The sequence below is a fragment of the Corallococcus sp. AB032C genome, assembly GCF_003668935.1.
Classification (GTDB): domain Bacteria; phylum Myxococcota; class Myxococcia; order Myxococcales; family Myxococcaceae; genus Corallococcus; species Corallococcus exiguus.
In genome coordinates, this window is the sequence record NZ_RAWP01000116.1 from 1 (window position 1) to 20,407 (window position 20,407).

Below are 20,407 nucleotides of genomic sequence, written 5' to 3' on the forward strand. Positions count from 1 at the left end.
CGGCCGCCCCGTGCCCCCGGTGCTTCCGCCGCCATGGCCCGGCCGGCCCGACACGCCACCGTCCGTGCTCCCCGTGCCGCTGCCCGGCCGCCCCGTGCCGCCGGTGCCCGGCCGCCCTGCCCCGCTTCCTGGTCCCGGCCGGGCTCCACCGCCGGTGGTGGGCGGCGCGCAGTCCGTCGGCGGAGGCGCGCAGTCCGAAGGCGAAGGAGACGGGCGGCCCGGCCGCTCCGGACGTCCGTACTTCGCGAACTCGCCGGCCAGCCGCTTGGACTCCTGCTGGAGGCCCACCAGCTCGATGCGGTCATCGTTCAGGCCCGGCAGCTTCAGCATCAGGAGGCTCTTCTTCGCCGTGTCGACCTGTTCGAAGAAGCCGCGGTTGTCGACGAGGAACTTCGCCGCGTCCCGGAGCGACGGCGACACGTTCTTGTCCTGCGAGATGCGCTGGAGGTCCGCGTGCGACAGCGAGCCGTCCTTCTTGCCGTCCAGCAGGTCCAGGTAGCCGAAGTTCGCCTCCAGCGTGCGCAGCGAGTCCGCGTAGTCCAGCAGCTTGGGGTCCAGCGGGCTGCGGCTTCCGGAGATGCCTCCCGCCTGCGAAGCGCCCGGAGAAGCGGAACTCGCGTAGCCCGCGCCCGCCTTCGCCGCGTTCTGGGGCGCGCAGTACTCCGTCTTCGCGGATGGGTTCTTCTTCAGCTCATCCGCCACGCCCAGCGCGCCGCTGGCCGCCATCATCACGTTGCCGGTCATCACCCCCGCGGCCGTCTTGATGGAGTTCGTGAGGACGGGCGGAAGCCCCAGTGCGTCCCCCGCCAGGTCGGTCACGGCGGCCATGGGACCGCCCAGCAGGTTCGCCACGCCTTTCAGGATGTCGAGCATCGATACTCCCGCGCGACGGGTTGAAGTGGGTGCTGCCAGGTGCCGCGCGCCGTCTCTTCGGACGCGGACAGGCATTGCAGCGGCGGTGCCGGGCAGTCCGGCTCGCGGGGCGAGTCGAAACGCGGGGTTGGCCCGAGGGGGCCGCCAGCCGCGTCCCCACCCACGGACGGGTCGGTCCGCGGCGGAGGATTGCGGCTAGAGTCCCGCGCCCATGCGCACCTTCGGGCTCGACTACGGCACCAAGACCATCGGGGTGGCCGTCTCGGATGGACTGGGGCTCACCGCCCAGACGGTCACCACCGTGCGGCGCACGTCACTCAAGGGGGACCTGGCGGAGCTGTCCCGGCTGGTGAAGGAACACGAGGTGACGCGCTTCGTCCTGGGGCTGCCCCTCAACATGAACGGCTCGGAGGGGCCCCGCGCGGAGGCCTCGCGCAAGTTCGCTCAGGTGCTGGAGAGCGCGCTCGGACTGCCCGTGGAGCTGTGGGACGAGCGGCTGTCCACCGTGGCCGCCCAGCGCACCCTGTTGGAGGCGGACGTGCGCCGGGAGAAGCGGCGGGAGGTCATCGATCAGCTCGCCGCGCAGTTCATCCTGCAGGGCTGGCTGGACGCGCACCGACCCAAGGACGACGACGGCTACGACGACAACTACGACCCGGAGGGCTGAGCAGCACCTCCGGGAATCGCTGCCGGACTACGGCTGGCGCCGGTACACGTGCAGCGGCGCGGAGAAGCCGTCCTGCTCCTGGTACGCCACGCCGTCGAGCGTCAGCGTGCGCCCGTCCAGCTTCACGCCCGGGTCCTTCACCAGCTTGCCGCCGTCGAAGCGCACCAGCACGTCCGGCCGCGCGTCCGCCAGGCGCTGGCGGAAGGTGTCCCAGCGCACGCGCGCCATGCGCATCTCCGGCAGCGTGGAGAAGAAGGCCACCTGCAGGTCCATGTAGCTCGGGTCATCGTCGATGGCCGCCGCGCCGCCGTTCGCCGCCACCTCCTCCTTCAGGAAGCGCGCCACCTGCATCACCGCCACGGGGTTCGTGGACGTGGGGCTCACCGGACGCAGCGAGTCGTGCAGCCCGCCCTCGGTGCGGAACGTGTAGATGCCCAGCGCCACCGGCATCACCACCGCCAGCACCGCGCTCACGCCCACCACCGCGCGGCGCGCGAAGGCTCCCTTGTTGCCCACCAATGCCGCCAGGCCCGGCGCCATGAACACCGGCACGAGCACCAGCTGCGTCACCGTGAAGCGGGCCAGGGGCACGAAGCTCAACAGCACCGCCGCGCGCAGGGTGAAGTACAGCGCGGGCACCACCGCCATCGCCACCAGCCAGCGAGTCTCCGGGTGCTTCTTCCACGCGCGCACCATGCCCACCCCGCCCAGCAGCGCCACGCCGGGCGTCAGCGTGAAGAGCGCCACCGCGGGCCAGAACCCCAGCTGCTGCAGCCGCCAGCCCAGCGCGCCCCCCGCACCACCCGAGTCGGCCACCCACTGCTTGTGGAAGTCCTCCACCGCCTTGATGGGGAAGAACGGGTCGCCGTGCGCCAGCTCGTTGCCCTGCATCCACAACAGCGGGAACGGCAGGCACGCCAGGCCAAAGCCCACCGCGCGCGTCAGGGACGCCACCCGGTCCTCGCTGCTGAACACCAGCGCCACCGTGATGAGCGGGATGTACAGCCACGCGTCGTAGCGAAGCGCGCACGCGAAGTTGAGCAGCACCGCGCCCCAGAACAGCGGCTGGAAGCGGTTCTCCTCCACCCCTTCCGCCACCAGCGCGAACACCGCCAGCATGAAGAAGAGCGACACCGACTCGCTGCCCGCGGTGGTGGAGAACTGCAGGTGCATGCCCCACGCGCTGAAGGCCAGCCCCGCCGCCACGCCCGCGCGCCAGCCGAACAGCCGCCGCGTCAGCGCGAACAACGGAACCACCGACAGCACGCCGAACACCAGGCTCACCAGCCGGCCCGCCACGTCGCGCTCGAACACCGACAGCACCGCGCCCACCAGGTACAGGTGCAGGGGCCCGAACTGGTACGTGCCGTCCTTGTAGGACGTGATGACGTGGGGGTCGGCCAGCCACCGCTCCGCCAGCTCCGTGCGCACCACCGCGTCCCCGAAGAGGTTCTCGTTGATGAAGAACACCCCCAACCGGGGCAGCAGCGCCGCCAGGAGCAGCAGGCCCACCAACCACCGGGTGGACGGCTCGGGCTGGGGTGCGGGCACCGCGGACAGACCGGGCACGGCGGAGGGAGGGGAAGCAAGGGCGGCGGGACTCGAAGCGGGAACCATGGAGCGCGCGAGGATACGCAGGCAGGGCTCAAAGCCAAGCCAGCGTCCCTCCCTCCTGCCCGGTGCCCGCCCGCCTGCCCTGTACTTCCTCGGGAATCACTTCCCCGGGCAGCGTGTCATTCGCGCCGTTACGCAGCCTTCTGGGCGGGACGGAACCGGTGCGCCGACCGTCACGCCGACATGTGGAGCGGACACGGACGCCGCCCCACAGTGAGGGCCTGCCTGGACGGGGTGTCCTCCGGCGGAAGCCCAAGCGTCGGGAAGTACGCGCTTGGGTGAGGTGGGAGCGGACACATCGCACCGGGGGGGCTCCTCCCAGCGCGCGTCCCGGTCCTTATAATCGAAGTGCCTTTTCACCCCGTGGAGGAGGGCGGCTCCCCTCCGACACGAGCCGGACGCGCGGTCCCACTCCGCGGCGGGGTCCCGAAGGGGCTGAAGCATCGCGATTGTCGTCGCCTGGGACCTCTTCGGAGTGGGTGTGGAATGGCCTTCCAGCCCTCCAGGTTCACCATGTTGGCCCCCCGGAAGCACGCGACCGTTCGCGTCCTCCTGTGAGGCTACGAGGGAGAGACATGAAGGACGCTGAGAAGGGCTCGTGGGTCTCCAGAATCGCCGCGTTCCAGGACGTGAAGACCTACGCGGAACTCAACTGGGAGGGCTCTTTCGAGGACTACCTCGAAATCGTCCGCAAGAACCCCAAGGTCACCCGCACCGCCTTCCAGAGGATCTACGACATGATCCTCAGCCACGGGAAGTCGGAGTACATCGACAACAAGAAGAAGCTCACCCGCTACCACTTCTTCAGTGACGAGCGCTTCGGCGGCCGCGACGCCATCTTCGGCCTGGACGTGCCGCTGATGAAGCTGGTCAACGTCTTCAAGTCCGCCGCCCAGGGCTACGGCACGGAGAAGCGCGTCATCCTCCTGCACGGCCCCGTGGGCTCGTCCAAGTCCACCATCGCCCGCCTGCTCAAGAAGGGCATCGAGGAGTACTCGAAGACGCCGGAGGGCGCCGCGTACACCTTCTCCTGGCTCACCGACAAGAAGCAGCCGGACGGCACGGTGACGAAGGAGAAGATGAAGTGCCCGATGAACGAGGAGCCCCTCAACCTCATCCCCCGCGAGTGGCGCGACAAGGTCTTCTCCGAGCTGTCCCCGCCGGAGTCCGGCTACACGATTCCCGGCGGCTGCGAGCTGTGCCCCGCGTGCCGCTTCGTCTTCAAGGAGCTGATGACCCAGTACGGCGGGGACTTCGCCCAGGTCATGGGCCACATCCACGTCAACCGGCTCATCTTCAGTGAGAAGGACCGCGTGGGCATTGGCACGTTCCAGCCCAAGGACGAAAAGAACCAGGACTCCACCGAGCTCACCGGCGACATCAACTACCGGAAGATCGCCGAGTACGGCTCGGACTCCGACCCGCGCGCCTTCAACTTCGACGGCGAGTTCAACATCGCCAACCGCGGCGTCATCGAGTTCGTCGAAGTGCTCAAGCTGGACGTCGCGTTCCTCTACGACCTGCTCGGCGCGTCGCAGGAGCACAAGATCAAGCCGAAGAAGTTCCCTCAGACGGACATCGACGAGGTCATCATCGGGCACACCAACGAGCCCGAGTACAAGAAGCTCGAGAACAACGAGTTCATGGAGGCCTTGCGCGACCGTACGGTGAAGATTGACATCCCGTACATCACCAAGCTCGCGGAGGAGGTGAAGATCTACGAGAAGGACTTCAACTCCCGCGCCATCAAGGGCAAGCACATCGCCCCGCACACGCTGGAGATGGCCGCCATGTGGGCCGTCCTCACGCGCCTGGAGGAGCCCAAGAAGCACAACCTGTCGCTCCTGCAGAAGCTCAAGCTCTACAACGGCAAGACGCTCCCCAACTTCACCGAAGACAACATCAAGGAGCTGCGCAAGGAGTCCGTGCGCGAGGGCCTGGAGGGCATCAGCGCCCGCTACATCCAGGACAAGATCTCCAACGCCCTGGTGAGCGACAAGGGCGAGGGCTGCATCAACCCCTTCATGGTGCTCAACGAGCTGGAAGCCGGCTTGAAGACGCACTCCCTCATCAACACCGAGGACGCGCGCAAGCGGATGAAGGAGCTGCTCACCACGGTGAAGCAGGAGTACGAGGACATCGTCAAGAACGAGGTCCAGCGCGCCATCAGCGCCGACGAGGACGCCATCGGCAAGCTGTGCGGCAACTACATCGACAACATCAAGGCCTTCACCCAGAAGGAGAAGGTCCGCAACAAGTACACCGGCATCTACGAGGTGCCGGATGAGCGCTTGATGCGGTCGATTGAAGAGAAGATCGACATCCCGGAGAGCCGCAAGGACGACTTCCGCGGGGAGATCATGAACTACATCGGCGCGCTCGCCGTGGAGGGCAAGACCTTCAACTACCGGACCAACGAGCGGCTGCACAAGGCGCTGGAGCTGAAGCTGTTCGAGGACCAGAAGGACAGCATCAAGCTCAAGAACCTGGTGTCGTCCGTCGTGGACAAGGAGACCCAGGAGAAGATCGACCTGGTGAAGGACCGGATGATGAAGAACTACGGGTACTGCGAGATCTGCTCCACGGACGTGCTGAACTTCGTGGCCAGCATCTTCGCCCGCGGTGACGCCAAGGAGTAACGCGATAGCGCCTTGTCCAAGAGGGACGTGACACCGTGACCTTGAAGATCCACCAGGACCACTCCCGCTTCAAACAGATCGTCCGCGGGAAGATCAAAGCCAACCTGCGCAAGTACGTGCAGAAGGGCGAGATGCTGGGCAAGAAGGGCAAGGATGCCATCAGCATCCCCATCCCCTTCATCGACATCCCGCGCTTCAAGTACGGCCACAAGGAGCAGGGCGGCGTAGGCCAGGGTGACGGTGACGTGGGTCAGCAGCTCGGCCCCGGGGCGGTAGAGCCCGGGGACGGGCACCAGGCCGGCCAGGGCGAGGGAGACCACGCCCTGGAGGTGGACGTCACGCTGGAGGAGCTGGCGCAAATCCTGGGCGAGGAGCTCCAGCTGCCGCGCATTGAACGGCGGCAGAACGAGCGCATCGTCACGCAGAAGGTGAAGTACACGGGCGTGAACACCACGGGCCCGGAGTCCCTGCGCCACTTCAAGCGCACCTTCAAGCAGGCCCTGAAGCGGCAGATCGCCACCGGCACCTACGACCCGAAGATGCCGGTCATCATCCCCACGCGCGAGGACCGGCGCTACCGCAGCTACAAGCTCCAGGAGCTGCCGGAAACGAACGCGGTCATCATCTACATGATGGACGTGTCCGGCTCGATGGGGGACGAGCAGAAGGAGATCGTCCGCATCGAGAGCTTCTGGCTCGATACGTGGCTCAAGCATCAATACAAGGGCCTGGAGTCGCGCTACATCATCCACGACGCGGTGGCGCGCGAAGTGGACCGCGACACGTTCTTCCACACCCGCGAGTCCGGCGGAACGATGATCTCCAGCGCATACAAGCTGTGCCGGGACATCATCCAGGCGGACTACCCGAAGAGCGCGTGGAACATCTACCCGTTCCACTTCAGCGACGGTGACAACTGGAGCGCGGACGACACGCGCCAGTGCATCGAGATGCTCCGCAACGACATCCTCCCGCAGGTGAACCAGTTCGCCTACGGGCAGGTGGAGTCCCCCTACGGCAGCGGGCAGTTCATCAAGGACCTGCGCGAGGCGGTGGGTGACACGAACAACGTCTCGCTGAGCGAGATCGCGGACAAGGACGCCATCTACGCCTCCATCAAGGACTTCCTCGGCAAGGGGCGCTGACAAGAGCGCTTCTGTCTCATCCCCCACCGGAGCCACCGCCCCATGCCCAAGAGCCTCACACCGCGACTCGCAGCGCTGCGGGATGAAATCCACGGCTACGCCAAGGAGTTCGGCCTGGATTTCTTCGACACCGTCTTCGAGATGGTGAGCTACGACGAGATGAACATGGTGGCCGCCTACGGCGGCTTCCCCACCCGCTACCCCCACTGGCGCTGGGGCATGGAGTACGAGCAACTGGCGAAGGGGTACGAGTACGGGCTCTCCAAAATCTACGAGCTCGTCATCAACAACGACCCCTGTTACGCCTACTTGATGGAGAGCAACCCGGAGGTGGACCAGAAGCTGGTGATGGCCCACGTCTACGGTCACTGCGACTTCTTCAAGAACAACTTCTCCTTCCGGCACACCAACCGCCGGATGATTGACGACATGGCCAACCACGCCACCCGCGTCCGGCGGTGGGTGGACAAGATTGGCGTGGAGAAGGTGGAGGACTTCATCGACCGGACGCTGTCGCTGGAGAACCTCATCGACCAGCACGCGCCCCACATCCGGCGCAACCCGGACCCGCAGCGCGCGGAGGAAGAGGCCAAGTCCAACGAGCGCGTGGAGGGCTTCAAGGTGAACCGCGAGTACATGCGCGGCTTCATCAACCCCTCCGAGTTCATGGACTCACAGCGCAAGCGCGCGGAGGACGAGAAGCAGCAGCGCAAGCGCTTTCCGGAGCGCCCGCAGCGCGACGTGCTCTACTTCCTGCTGGAGCACGCGCCGCTGGAGCCGTGGGAGGTGGACATCCTCTCCATCCTGCGCGACGAGGCGTATTACTTCGCGCCGCAGGGCCAGACGAAGATCATGAACGAGGGGTGGGCCAGCTACTGGCACTCCACCATCATGACCCGCCGGGCGCTGCGGGACGATGAGATCATCGACTACGCGGACCACCACTCCGGCACCATGGGCGTGCGCCCTGGCGCCATCAACCCATACAAGCTGGGCATCGAGCTGTGGCGGGACATTGAAGACCGGTGGAACAAGGGCAAGTTCGGCAAGGAGTGGGACGAGTGCGATGACCTTCGCGCACGCCAGGCCTGGGACAAGAAGCTGGGCGCGGGGCGAGAGAAGATCTTCGAGGTGCGCAAGCACTACAACGACATCACCTTCATCGACACGTTCCTCACCGCCGAGTTCGCCCAGCAGCAGAAGCTCTTCGTCTACGGCTTCAACGACAAGCGCAACTCGTGGGAAATCCTCGACCGCGAGTTCCGCAAGGTGAAGAACAAGCTGCTCACGTCGCTCACCAACTTCGGCCAGCCCATCATCGAAGTGGTGGACGGCAACTACGAGAACCGCTCGGAGCTGCTGCTCGCGCACAAGCACGACGGGCAGGACCTGAAGGGCGACTACGCGCGGGAGACGCTGCGCAACCTCCAGTCCCTGTGGCGGCGGCCCGTGAACATCATCACGCGCTACGACGGCAAGGGGGCCCTGTTGCGCTACGACGGGCAGCACCACTCGGAAAAGAAAGTGGAGCTGTAACCGCCAAGCAGGCAGGCGGGCGGGGAAGTGCGGTCAGGATTTGGGCGGAGGACCAACAGTCCTCTACACTCCTGTATCGCCCCCCATGAAGACCGCTTCCCTCCTCTGCCTTGCCGCCCTCGGGGTGGCTTCGACGTCCGAAGCCGCCACCCAGTTCGAAATCAAGAACCGCCGCATCGAGCCGCGCCAGACGCTGGCGGGTGCGCTGCACGACGCGCAGCTGCCCGACGAGCAGGTGACGGCGGTCATCTCCGCGCTGGAGGGCGTGTTCGACTTCCGCAAGTCGCGCGTGGGCGACCAGTTCCGGCTGGTGATGAAGAACGGCGAGCTGGATTTCTTCGACTACCGCCAGAGCACCGTGGACGAGTGGCAGGTGCGCCGCGACGGGGAGAAGTACATCGGCAGCAAGCGCTCCATCGAGGTGGAGAAGCAGGTGTCGCTGGTGTCGCTGGAGATCAACTCGTCCCTGTACGAGGCGACGCTGGCCGCGGGCGAGGACCCGTCCATCGGCCTGGTGCTGTCGGACGTGTTCGCGTGGGACATCGACTTCTACCGGGACGTGCGCAAGGGCGACAAGGCCAAGGCCCTGGTGGAGAAGTTCGTCTCCAAGGGCCGCGTGCTGCGCTACGGCGAGGTGCTGGCGGCCACGTATGAAGGCGGCCTGGTGGGCCACAAGCGCGTGTTCCGCTACGTGCTGCCCAACGGCGAGGCCAACTTCTTCCAGGAGGACGGCGCCAGCGCGAAGAAGACCTTCCTCAAGAGCCCGCTGAAGTACGCGCACGTCACCAGCAGCTTCGGGTCGCGCTTCCACCCGGTGCTCCAGTACCTGAAGAACCACAACGGCGTGGACTACGGCACGCCCATTGGCACCCCGGTGTGGGCCGTGGCGGACGGCACCGTGGTGTCCGCGGGCAACGCGGGCGCCGCCGGCAACATGGTGCTGCTGCGCCACGCCAACGGCATGGAGACGCAGTACATGCACCTGTCTCGCTTCGGCGACGGCGTGCGCGCCGGCCAGCGCGTGCGGCAGAAGCAGGTGATTGCCTACTCCGGCAACACCGGCCGCTCCACCGGCCCGCACCTGCACTTCGGCCTGAAGCGCAACGGCACCTACGCCAACCCGCTCACCCAGAAGTTCCCTCGCGCGGATCCGCTGCCCAAGGAGCTGACGGCGGACTTCCTCGCCAAGGCGCACGACATGGCCCAGCAGATTGACGCCGTGTCCGTGGCCGCCGTCGCCGGCAAGGCGGGCCCGCCGCCCACCGCCACGAAGTAGACGCAAAGCGCCTCGCGTTGAAAGCCCACGGGCCCCCTCCCCTTCACGGTGGAGCGGGGCCCGTCGCTTGTCGCCGAGCCGTCAGGTCCACTCGATGATGAACTCGGAGTCGCCCAGGCACCGCTCGGAGCCCCGCACACTGCCTTCACGGTGCACCGCGGTGAGGGGGCCCATGAGGATGCCTTCGTGGACCTCCACGGGCAGCAGGTCGCCCTTGAAGAGCAGCCGCACGCGCTTGTCGCCCAGGGCCTGGTACTCGCGCTGCCCGTAGCTCACCGCGGTGGAGTAGGACGCGGGCGCGTTGCTGTACAGGCGCTTGGGGTCTCCGCCGCCGGAGGTGAGGCGCAGGAGCGTCTGCCCCACCGTGGACTCGAAGAACGTTCCGACGATGGCCTGCCCGCACGCCCGCAGGGCCGCGTCGCGCGTGCCGAACTCCGGCTGGAGCGCCTCCGACGCGAAGGCGAGCAGCCGCAGGAAATCCACCGCAGGATAGGAGAAGAAGTCCACGGGGCTGCGCTGCATGAGCGGCGCGCGCAGGCGCTCCGCGGCGTCACGCCCCAGCCGCTGGTGCACGAGCCTCAGCACCGCCGCGAAGCTCAGCCCCCGCACCGTGTCCCCTGGCCGGGTGAGGGCGATGCGCTGCTCCAGGTCATCCAGGGGGAAGGACATTCGCGAGCGTTTTACTCCAGTTCCGCGCGCTTCCAGCCCTTCCACGAATTGGATGTGCTTGCCTTCACACGCCCTGGGGCCGCGCCGCGTCACGGCGGGTCCCCGGGCACCTTCCCTCCCTGGCGGGGGAAGCGGCCGACCCCGGAAGGGGACGTGGGTTTCCCCTGCCCTGGGCTGGCGTGACACGGTACCCTTCCGTCATGGGCGTCCCGCGTCAAAAGCGCGGGCGCTTGCGCAGTCCATCAACCCCCTCGCGACCTTCGAGACGACCGACTTATGGCTCCTCCCGCCTCCGCGCGCCCCGCATCGCCCACGCCCTCCTCCTCGGGAGCTCCCGAAGACAGCGGCCGCACCGGGCTCGACGCGGCCAGCGTCCGTCGCGGCTTCTTCGAACACGTGCGCTATTCGCGCGGCAAGAACCCGGAGACGGCCACCCCGCACGACCGCTTCATGGCGCTGTCGCTGGCCGTGCGCGACCGCCTCACGGACCGCTGGGTGAAGACGGCGCGCACCTACTACGAGCAGGACGTCAAGCGCGCCTATTACCTGTCCGCGGAGTACCTGCTGGGTCGCGCGCTGGGCAACAACCTGCTCAACCTCAACATGTACGAGGCCGCGGCCGCCGCCATGCAGGAGGTCGGCGTGGACCTGAGCCAGTTGCTGGAGATGGAGCCGGACGCGGGCCTGGGCAACGGCGGTCTGGGCCGGCTGGCGGCGTGCTTCCTGGATTCGCTGGCCACCCTGGGCTACCCGGGCATGGGCTACGGCATCCGCTACGAGTTCGGCATCTTCTCCCAGGACCTGGTGGAGGGACACCAGGTGGAGCGCGCGGACGAGTGGCTGAAGTTCGGCAACCCGTGGGAAATCGTCCGGCCGGAGAAGGCGGTGCCAGTGCGCTTCTTCGGGCGCGTGGAGCATCACCAGGGTCCGGATGGCCGGCCGGTGGCGCGCTGGGTAGGCGGCAAGACGGTGATTGGCGTGCCGTACGACACGCCCATCGCGGGCTACGGCAACAACACCGTCAACACGCTGCGGCTGTGGCAGGCGCGCGCGAGCGCGGAGTTCGACCTGCTGCTGTTCAACGCCGGTGACTACGAGCGCTCCGTGGTGGAGAAGAACGACTCGGAGGTCATCTCCAAGGTCCTCTACCCCAACGACGCGTTCCAGGCCGGCAAGGAGCTGCGCCTCAAGCAGCAGTACTTCTTCGTGGCGTGCTCCATCGCGGACATCGTCCGGCGCTACCTGAAGAACCACAACGACTTCCGTGACTTCTCCCGGAAGGTGGCCATCCAGCTCAATGACACGCACCCGGCCATTGGCGTGGCGGAGCTGATGCGCGTGCTGGTGGACGAGCGGCGCCTGCTCTGGGACGAGGCGTGGTCCATCACCCAGGAGACGTTCGGCTACACCAACCACACGCTGCTGGCGGAGGCCATGGAGCGCTGGCCGGTGTCGCTGTTCGAGCGGCTCTTGCCCCGTCACCTCGAAATCATCTTCGAGATCAACCAGCGCTTCATGCGCCAGGTGCAGATCCGCTACCCGTTCGACGTGGAGAAGCAGCAGCGGATGAGCCTGGTGGAGGAGGGCCCGGAGAAGAAGATCCGCATGGCCCACCTGGCCGTGGTGGGCAGCCACAGCATCAACGGCGTGGCCGCGCTGCACACGGACCTGTTGCGCCGAGACGTGCTGCCGGACTTCGCGCAGATGTATCCGGAGCGCTTCAACAACAAGACCAACGGCGTGACGCCGCGCCGGTGGCTGGCGTGGTGCAACCCGCGCCTGTCCAAGCTCATCACCAGCCGCATTGGTGAGGGCTGGGCCACGGACCTGGACCAGCTCCTGAAGCTGGAGGCGCACGCGGAGGACCCGGAGTTCCGCAAGGCCTTCCGCGAGGTGAAGCGCGCCAACAAGGACGAGTTGGCCCAGCACGTGAGGGATTTGCGCTGGGTGCAGCTCAATCCGGACGCCATCTTCGACGTGCAGATCAAGCGCCTGCACGAGTACAAGCGGCAGCTGCTGGACGCCGTCCACATCGTGGCGCTGTGGATGAAGGCGCGCCGCGACCCGTCCAGCGTCATCGCGCCGCGCGCGTTCCTCTTCGGCGCGAAGGCCGCGCCGGGCTACCACCTGGCGAAGCTGACCATCCGGCTCATCAACGGCATCGCGGAGGTGGTCAACAGCGACGCGGGCGCCACGGGGCTGCAGGTGGTGTTCCTGCCCAACTACCGGGTGAGCCTGGCGGAGCGCATCATCCCCGCGGCGGACGTGTCCGAGCAGATCTCCACGGCGGGCTGGGAAGCGTCCGGCACGGGCAACATGAAGCTGATGCTCAACGGCGCGCTGACGCTGGGCACGCTGGACGGCGCCAACGTGGAGATTCGCGACGCGGTGGGCGACGAGAACTTCTTCCTCTTCGGGCTCACGGCGGACGAGGTCATCGCGCGCAAGAAGGCCGGCTACAAGCCGCGCGAGGTGTACGAGTCCAACACGGAGCTGCGCGAGGCGCTGGACCTCATCCGCTCGGGCTTCTTCTCCCCGGAGGACCGCAACCTCTTCCAGCCGCTGGTGGACAGCCTGCTCAACGAGGACCGCTACCTGGTGCTCGCGGACTTCGCGGCCTACGCGGCGAAGCAGGAGGACGTGGCGCGCGCCTACAAGGACACCGAGTCCTGGACGAAGAAGTGCATCATCAACGTCGCCCGCGCGGGCATCTTCTCCTCCGACCGCACCATCAAGCAGTACGCGGAGGAGATCTGGAAGGTGCAGCAGACGACGGTGGAGTGACGCCTCCGTGAGCACCGGCAGCCCCCATCTCCCTGGGGCTGCCGTGCCGTGTCAGTGGCTCACGCGGCCTTGTTCAGCCACGCCTCGTACGCGCGGAAGTCGTAGTCGCGGCCGAGGAAGTGGTGCACCAGGCGCGCGGCGTCGTCGGAGCCGCCCGGCTCCAGCACCGCGCGGCGGTAGTCCTGCGCGGGCTCCGGGTTGAGCAGGCCCTTCGTCTGGAAGACCGTGAAGAGGTCCTTCGCGATGACCAACGACCACATGTACGTGTAGTAGTTGGACGAGTACCCATCCAGGTGCCCGAAGGTGAGGTGGAAGTACGTGCCCTCCAGGTACGGGAAGGGGATGTACTGGCCCTGCAGCTCGCGCACGAGCGCGGTGGCGTCCAGGTCCTTCGGGTCGCGCCGGTACAGCTCCAGGCTGAGCGCCGCGTAGAACATCTGCTGTCGCACGAAGAGGCCCTTGCCGAACTCGTCCGCGGCGAGCATGCGCTCCACCAGGTCCGCGGGCAGCGACTCCCCCGTCTGATAGTGCTTCGCGAAGGTCTGCAGGCACGTCACGTCGCGCGCCCACTCCTCCAGCATCTGCGACGGGGCCTCCACGAAGTCCCACTCCGTGCGCACGCCGGACAGGCCCGCCCACTTCGTGTGGCCGCCGAAGATGTGGTGCAGCAGGTGGCCGAACTCGTGGAAGAAGGTCTCCACGTCGCCGTGCTGCATGAGCGCGGGCTCCGTGCCGGGCTTGGGGAAGTTGCAGATGAGCGCGCCTTCCGGCAGCCGCCGCCCTGACTTGCCGCTCGTCAGCGTGAACTGGGCCGCGTGCTTGTACTTGTCCGCGCGCGGGTGCATGTCCAGGAAGAAGCGGCCCTTGAGCGTCTGGCCTTCATAGACGTCGTAGGCCTCCACGTCCGGGTGCCACACGGGCACGTCCTTCACCGGGTGGTAGGTGACGCCGAAGAGGCGCGCGGTCAGGTCCAGCACGCCCTGCTTCACGCGCGTGTATTCGAAGTACGGGCGCACCGTCTGCGAGTCGAAGGCGTACTGCTCCGCCTTCACGCGGTCATCCAGGTAGCCGGAGTCCCACGGGTTCACCTGGTCGGCCTTCGGGTCGTCCTTGCGCTTGCGCTCCAGGAGCACCGCGTAGTCGCGCTTCATGCGCTCTTCGGACGCGTCAGCGATCTTCCGGATGAAGGTGCCCGCGGCGTCCGCGCTGCGCACCATCTTGTCCTCGGTGGCGTAGGCGGCCCAGTGGGGGTAGCCCAGGAGCGTGGCCAGCTCGTGGCGCTTCTGCACCAGGCTCTGGAGCACGTTCACGTTGGCGGGGTAGCCGCGCTGGCGGTTGGCGCGCCAGAGCTCTTCGCGGGCCTTGCCGTCGCGCGCGTAGGTGAGGAAGGGCACCAGGTCCGGGTAGTCCGTGGAGATGCGCACCTGGCCGTCCTCGCCGGGGGCGTGCGCGCGCACGTAGTCCTCCGGCAGTCCGTCCAGCGCGGCCGGGGGCAGCGCCACCTTGCGGGTGTCCTGGCTGATGTTGCGGCTGAACTCCTGGCCAATGCGGACCAGCTCCTCCTGGAGCGCCTTCACCCTCGCGCGGGTGGCTTCGTCGCGGTCCACGCCGGCGCGGCGGAAGTCGCGCAGCACCTTCTCCATCCACTTGCGGGTGGCGGCGTCCTCGTTGGCCAGGCTCACGGCCGCGAGGACGTCGTAGACGCCCCGGTCCATGCGGATGTCGTTGGCCAGGTTCTCGATGGCCTGCTCGGCGGCCTCCGCGGCCTCGCGCAGGGCGACCTCCGGGTGCGTGTGACGCACCACGCTGGCGCGCGCGGCGGCGTCATCCAGGGCGGCGGAGGACTCGTCGAACAGCTCCAGGACCTCCTTGGGGGGCGTGGAGGCGGGCAGCGTCTTCAGTCGCGCGATGCCGTCGCGGGCCTTGGCCAGGGCCTCCTCGCTCGCGCGGCGGAACTCCTCCGGCGGGCAGGTGACGTGGCGGGCGGCGTCGGGGACCAGGGGGTCGGACACGGGAAGGGCTCCTCTCAAGCCGTGGGTGTGCTGCAAAGGGCTCAAAGCTAATGCGCCCCGTCCTCCCTGGCAGCATCCGTGTGGCCCGGCGCGTGCTGGTGCCGGGCAGTGGACGCCCTCCCCTGCCCCGTCCGTCGGGCGGCGGACGGGCGGGCGGTGCCCCAAAGGCGGAAGGCCGCCCCGGCGTGCGTGCCGGAGGCGGCCTTCCTGGGACATCAAGGGTGAGACGGTGGCGTCAGTAGAACTCGAGCGGGCTCGTGGAGCCCTGCGGCTGCCGGGCGGCGCGGGTCACGAAGTCCACGCTGTTGTTGTCCGTGTCCTGCGCATTGCCCCGGGCAGCGTCCGCGCCCCCCACGGCCATGGTGACGGACGTGGAGGTGGACACGGCCTTGCGCTCCAGGCTTCCGCCCACCGCCGGATGGGACGGGGCCGCGGTGCCCTCGGGAGCGTTCCCGGTGCCCCACCCCAGCTTGTCCACGTCCACGTACGCCGAGCCCACGAGTTGCTGGAGGCGGACGTGGCCACCCGCGGTCGTGGAGGCCGACATATCGAAGCTGGTGTAACCGAGGTCCTTGGTCGCCAGGCCAGTGCCGCTGTAGTTCGCCCCGCCCAGGAGGAAGTAGCCGTGGGCGCGGATGACCCTTCCGGCCGGAAGGGTGATGGTCGCCCAGGGAGTCCCGGTGGCGGACTTGTAGCCCACCTGCCAGTTGGACAGGTCCACGTCCGAGTTCGTCGGGTTGTAGAGTTCGATGAACTCATCCGTGGCGGCCGTGCCACTGCCGTTGCCGCCGCTGACCTCGCTGATGACCACGTGGTTCGTCAGCGGAGCCTTGCCCACCGTCACCGTGCCGTAGGTGCCCGCGGGCGGCACGGTCTTGCCATTCTGGTCGCAGTACACCCACGGCTCCCCCGCGTCCGTGAACCGGTAGCGGAAGCCGTAGCTGTAGGTGCCGGACGTGGGAATCTGCAGCGTCGCCTTCATCTCGTCGTTGTTGGAGTTCGGCGTGGTGAAGCCCGGGTTGAAGTCCGCCGCCGTCCACGTCCAGCCTGCGGGGTTGGTGGCGTCCGTGCCGTAGCCCAGCTGCGCCTCGATGCGGGGGTAGGAGTCGTTGCCCTGCGTGTTCCGCGTCGTGACGTCGTAGCTGTAGAACTGGCTGAAGATGTCGTAGCTGTCGGTGGTGTTGATGGTCGCCGGGTAGGCGCCGTCAGGCGACGGGAACGTCTTCGGGTACTGGATGGCGCAGTAGTTGAGCGGCTTCTCCACGTTCAGGCCGCAGTCGTCGTTGGCCTGGCCCGGCGTGCCCCGGTCCCCGCCAGACAGGCTGCCGCTGGAGTCACACCAGTACCAGGCGCGGCCGCTGCCCTTCGTCCCGATGATGCTGGACGCGAGGCTCATGGCCCGGCCCGTCGTCTGGGGGAACGCGTTCGTGTACGTCAGGCTGTCCACCGTCACGGTGCCCTGCTTGAGCGTGATGGAGCCCGTGCTGTCCATGAACACATCGAGGCCGTAGCTGGTGTTCGCCGGCACGCCACCGTTGTTCGTGAAGTTCGCGGCCTGCGCGAGCACCGTCCGCCCGCCAGGGGGCACCAGCAACGTGGGGTTGTGGTTCACCGTGAAGGACGACTCCGTCCCCGTGGCGTTCACCAGGGTCACCGTCAGGCCCTGCGCGTCCAGCAGATGCGACGTGGTGTTGGTCAGCTCCAGGTACTCGGTGGTGCCCGCGGAAGGCGTGTGCATCACCTCCGAGATGACCAGCTCGCCCGCGCCCGGGTGCGGTGCGTGGGTGCACGCGCCCGCGTAGCAGACCGCGTTCGCGCCAGTGCAGGTCTCGAGCGTCGAGTCGCCATCCACGCAGGTCGGCGCTCCGTTCTGCACCACGCACACCGACGAGTAGACCTCCCGCGAGTAGCCGTCCTCCGCGCACTCGGGCGCGGTTGGCGTGCACACGTAGCCGTCGCACGGGTTGGAGGTGCCGGCACTCGCGGTGGCCAGCGCGCTGGCGTTGCCCGCACCGTCGAACGTCCGGAGCGCGAAGTGGTACGTCGTGGCCTCCGTCAGGCCGCTGATGGTGAGGGACTCCGCCGTGCCCGCCGTCTTCGGCACGCTCACGCCCGTCACGAGCGTGGCCACGCCGAAGGTGGCGTCGTTGAGGGGGAACGTGGCGTAGCGCAGCTCGTAGAGAGCGGCCGTGCCCAGCACGCCGTCATCGCCCGGCGCCTGCCAGTCCAACCGGATGCTGGCACCGTCCACCGCCGTCGCACTGAAGCCCGTCGCGGCGGCCGGCGCCTGCGCGTCGGAGATGATCAGGTCCGCCGACGTGACGCTCTGGAAGTCATCCGCGCTCGACTGCAACTGGTACGTGCCTTCGTCGTTGATGCTGAGGCCGCTGAAGGTGGCAACGCCGGCCACGGTGGTGCGCGTGGGGAGGCCCTGGGCGAAGCCGCCGCCCACCAGCGCCAGCTGCACGTCGGCCGACGCGTCGGTGCGGGTGTTGCCGTAGGCGTCCTTCACCGCGACCTCGATGTCCGTCAGGTCCTGCCGCACCGAGCCCGTCGTGGGCGCCGAGACGAAGGCCAGGTGGCCCACCGCCGCCGGGATGATGGTGTAGGTGTGCGAGGCCGTGAGCGACGGGTCCGCCACGTCCTCCGCCGTGACGTCCTGGTCCCCGGCGGTGCGCAGCTCCACGTTGAAGGTGTGCCGGCCCTCGTCCAGCAGGGTGAACGTATACGCGCCGGGCAGCACCGCCTGCGCATCCGAGGAGGCGAACGTCACCGTGGACGCGTAGCCCTTCGCCACGTTGCCGTAGGTGTCACGCGCCACCAGCTCGTAGCTCAGCGACTGGCCCGCGCCGAAGGGGCCCGCGCTCGCGACGACTTCGAAGGACGCGGCCGTGCTGGCGCGCACCTCCGCGTTCACCGTCGCGGTGAGCGCCGGGGTCACCGTGTCCGTGGCGGTGAGCGACTGCGTGCCCGACGTCTTGAACACGAGCCCGGAGACGATCTTCTCGCCCTGGTCCGCCGGCGCGAAGACGGCGTCCGCGGGAAGCCCCGCCTGTGCGTCCGAGGACGTGAAGTGCACCGTGCCGGTGTAGTCCTGGATGCGGTTGCCATGGGCATCCGCCACGGACACGGTCACGTCGTTCGAGTCGCCCGCGTCGACCGGGCCCGGGAAGGCCGCCAGCACGAGCTTCGCCGCGGCACCGGCGCCCACCGTGAAGGACTGGCTCGCCTGCGTCAGAGCACCCGCCGTGGCGGTGAACGTGAACGAGCCCGCCGTGTCCACGCGCAGGCCAGAGAAGGTGGCCACGCCGTTCACCGCTGCCACCGCCACCGCCGTGAAGCCCGGCTGACCGGTGAGGGTCAGCGTCACCACGGTGGTGGCCGTGGAGACGACGTCGCCGCGCGCGTCCAGCAGCGACACGGCCACGTTCGCGAGCGCCGAGCCCGCGGTGCCGTTCGAAGGCTGCGTCGTGAACGCCAGCTGCGTCACCGCCGCGTTCACCGTGGACACCGCGAGGCTGTCCGAGCGCGAGGAGTTGCCGTGCGCGTCCGTCACCTTCAGCGCCACGTGGTACGTCTGGCCCGGAGTCAGGCCGGAGAGGGTCGCGGACTGCACCGTGCCCGGAGGCACGGGGGCGGCGACCGTCACCGGCGTCGCCGCGTTGAAGGCCGCGTCCGTGGTGATGGCGGACGTCGAGTAGCGCAGCTCCTGCGCCGTCACCTGGCCCTGCGCGCCGTCATCCCCCACGCCCGTCCACTGCACGGTGAGGCCCGTCTCCGTGGCCCCCGTCTGCGTCAGCACCGGCTTCGCGGGCGCCACGTCATCCACCACCTGCACGTCCGCGCTGCTCACGTCCTGCAGGCCCTGCGCGGAGGCCACCAGGTGCGTGGTGCCATGTCCCGCGATGCTCACGCCCGTGAACGTCGCGACGCCATCCACCGGCGCCGCGCTCACGGTCCCCGCGAGCGTGAAGGCTCCCGCAGGCAGCGACAGCTTCACCGCCAGCCCGGTCACCGACACCGGGTTGCCGAAGGCGTCCTGCACCGCCACCTTCACCGTCCCCACGGACGCGCGCGTCGACACGCGCGAGGTGGGCTGCTGCGTGAACACCAGCTTCGAGGCCGCCGCGGCGGAAACGTTCACCCTGGGCAAGGTGGACGAGAAGGCCCCCGCGCTGTCCTTGAGCATCAGGAACTGAAGCCCGGCCGTGCGGAAGGTGATGCCTTCGAACTTGAACTTGCCCGCGTCCGCGGTGGTGAAGGTGTGCGCGGCCGGCATTGTCGCGGCCGCATCCGTGGACGTCAGCGTCACCGTGCCCGTGTAGTTCGTCGCCGTGTTGGCGTACTCGTCCGCGAGCGTGACCTCCAGTGCCTCCGCCACGCCCACTGTCGCGTTATCCAGGAAGCGATCCAGCCCCACCGCCACCACAGCGCCGGGCGACACCGTGAAGACGGTGCTGGCCACGGGCGCGAAGCCCTCGGCGCTCGCGATGAAGTGGTAGCCCCCACCCGCCCTCTTCAGCACCACGTCCGGGAAGGTCGCGACGCCGTTCACGGCCGCCACCTTCATCTGGCCCTCCGGGAACACGATGCCGCCGGAGCCCAGGGACAGCGTCACCTCCGCCGTGCTGTCCGTGACCACCTCGCCAACGCCGTTGCGCACCTCCACCACCAGGAGCTTGAGCGGCTCGCCCGCGACGCCATCCGGCAGCGCCGAGCGGAACGCCAGCGTCTTCACGGTGTTGACGTCGGCGAACGCCACCGTGGCCGTCTGGGTGAGCGGCACCATCTTGCCGGTGTCGTCCTTCACGGACGCCTTCACGGTCTTCACGCCCGGCACCGTGGACGTCACGTGCGTCTGCGCCTCACCTCGGATGTCGGTGACGAGCGCCGACTCCAGGACGGAGGCACCCTCCCCCTCCACCGTCACCGACACGGTGCGCCCGGACAGCCGCGAGCCGTCCGCCTTGCGCAGCGCCGTCACCGTGACGACCGCGACGTCTGCGCCGTTCGCCAGAACTCCCGTGGGCCGGTCCACCACCACCGTGGAGGCCGCCGCGTCCACCACGCCTTCCACCTCTGGGGGAGGCTGCGGCGGGTTTCCAGAATCGTTGCAGCCCAGCGACAGGCCCAGACACAGCACGCTCAACCCCAGACAGCGGGCGAGCACAGCAATCCGTGGGGACATGAAT

The 20,407-nt window shown here is 68.2% G+C and carries 10 protein-coding genes and 1 pseudogene; 6 read left to right on the forward strand and 5 right to left on the reverse strand.

Annotated elements, in window-relative coordinates:
* Positions 1-873: pseudogene (locus tag D7X99_RS34925) on the reverse strand (hypothetical protein); the annotation flags it as partial.
* 211 nt (positions 874-1,084) lie between these two features.
* Between D7X99_RS34925 and ruvX the strand changes: the two are divergent.
* Positions 1,085-1,540, forward strand: a complete 456-nt coding sequence (ruvX, locus tag D7X99_RS34930; RefSeq protein WP_121781555.1) for a Holliday junction resolvase RuvX — start codon at positions 1,085-1,087, stop codon at positions 1,538-1,540.
* A gap of 27 nt (positions 1,541-1,567) precedes the next feature.
* On the opposite strand, the gene D7X99_RS34935 is transcribed toward ruvX, so the two are convergent.
* Entirely contained in the window at positions 1,568-3,157 is a 1,590-nt protein-coding gene (locus D7X99_RS34935; protein ID WP_121781556.1) for a glycosyltransferase family 39 protein, read from the reverse strand.
* A gap of 572 nt (positions 3,158-3,729) precedes the next feature.
* Between D7X99_RS34935 and D7X99_RS34940 the strand changes: the two genes are divergently transcribed.
* From D7X99_RS34940 to D7X99_RS34955, 4 genes are all read left to right on the forward strand, one after another.
* Positions 3,730-5,793: a PrkA family serine protein kinase gene (locus D7X99_RS34940; protein WP_121781557.1), complete on the forward strand. Its 2,064-nt coding sequence runs from the start codon at positions 3,730-3,732 to the stop codon at positions 5,791-5,793.
* A gap of 35 nt (positions 5,794-5,828) precedes the next feature.
* A complete protein-coding gene (locus D7X99_RS34945) occupies positions 5,829-6,938 on the forward strand; it encodes a DUF444 family protein (RefSeq protein WP_120566270.1) in 1,110 nt (369 codons plus the stop codon).
* A 42-nt stretch (positions 6,939-6,980) separates the two neighbouring features.
* Positions 6,981-8,474 (forward strand): SpoVR family protein, encoded by a 1,494-nt coding sequence (locus D7X99_RS34950; RefSeq protein ID WP_120575834.1) that lies wholly within the window; start codon positions 6,981-6,983, stop codon positions 8,472-8,474.
* 85 nt (positions 8,475-8,559) lie between these two features.
* Positions 8,560-9,750: a peptidoglycan DD-metalloendopeptidase family protein gene (locus tag D7X99_RS34955; RefSeq protein WP_121781558.1), complete on the forward strand. Its 1,191-nt coding sequence runs from the start codon at positions 8,560-8,562 to the stop codon at positions 9,748-9,750.
* Positions 9,751-9,831: 81 nt separating this feature from the next.
* Here the strand turns inward: D7X99_RS34955 and D7X99_RS34960 are convergent, their stop codons facing one another.
* Entirely contained in the window at positions 9,832-10,419 is a 588-nt protein-coding gene (locus D7X99_RS34960) for a DUF2378 family protein (RefSeq protein WP_120575836.1), read from the reverse strand.
* 276 nt (positions 10,420-10,695) lie between these two features.
* Between D7X99_RS34960 and D7X99_RS34965 the strand changes: the two genes are divergently transcribed.
* Entirely contained in the window at positions 10,696-13,203 is a 2,508-nt protein-coding gene (locus D7X99_RS34965) for a glycogen/starch/alpha-glucan phosphorylase (protein WP_121781559.1), read from the forward strand.
* A gap of 59 nt (positions 13,204-13,262) precedes the next feature.
* On the opposite strand, the gene D7X99_RS34970 is transcribed toward D7X99_RS34965, so the two are convergent.
* Positions 13,263-15,215, reverse strand: coding sequence for a M3 family metallopeptidase (locus tag D7X99_RS34970; protein WP_121781560.1), 1,953 nt, complete (start codon positions 15,213-15,215; stop codon positions 13,263-13,265).
* 235 nt (positions 15,216-15,450) lie between these two features.
* A complete protein-coding gene (locus D7X99_RS42985) occupies positions 15,451-20,403 on the reverse strand; it encodes a lamin tail domain-containing protein (protein ID WP_158627118.1) in 4,953 nt (1,650 codons plus the stop codon).
* Between the last annotated feature and the right edge of the window lie 4 nt (positions 20,404-20,407).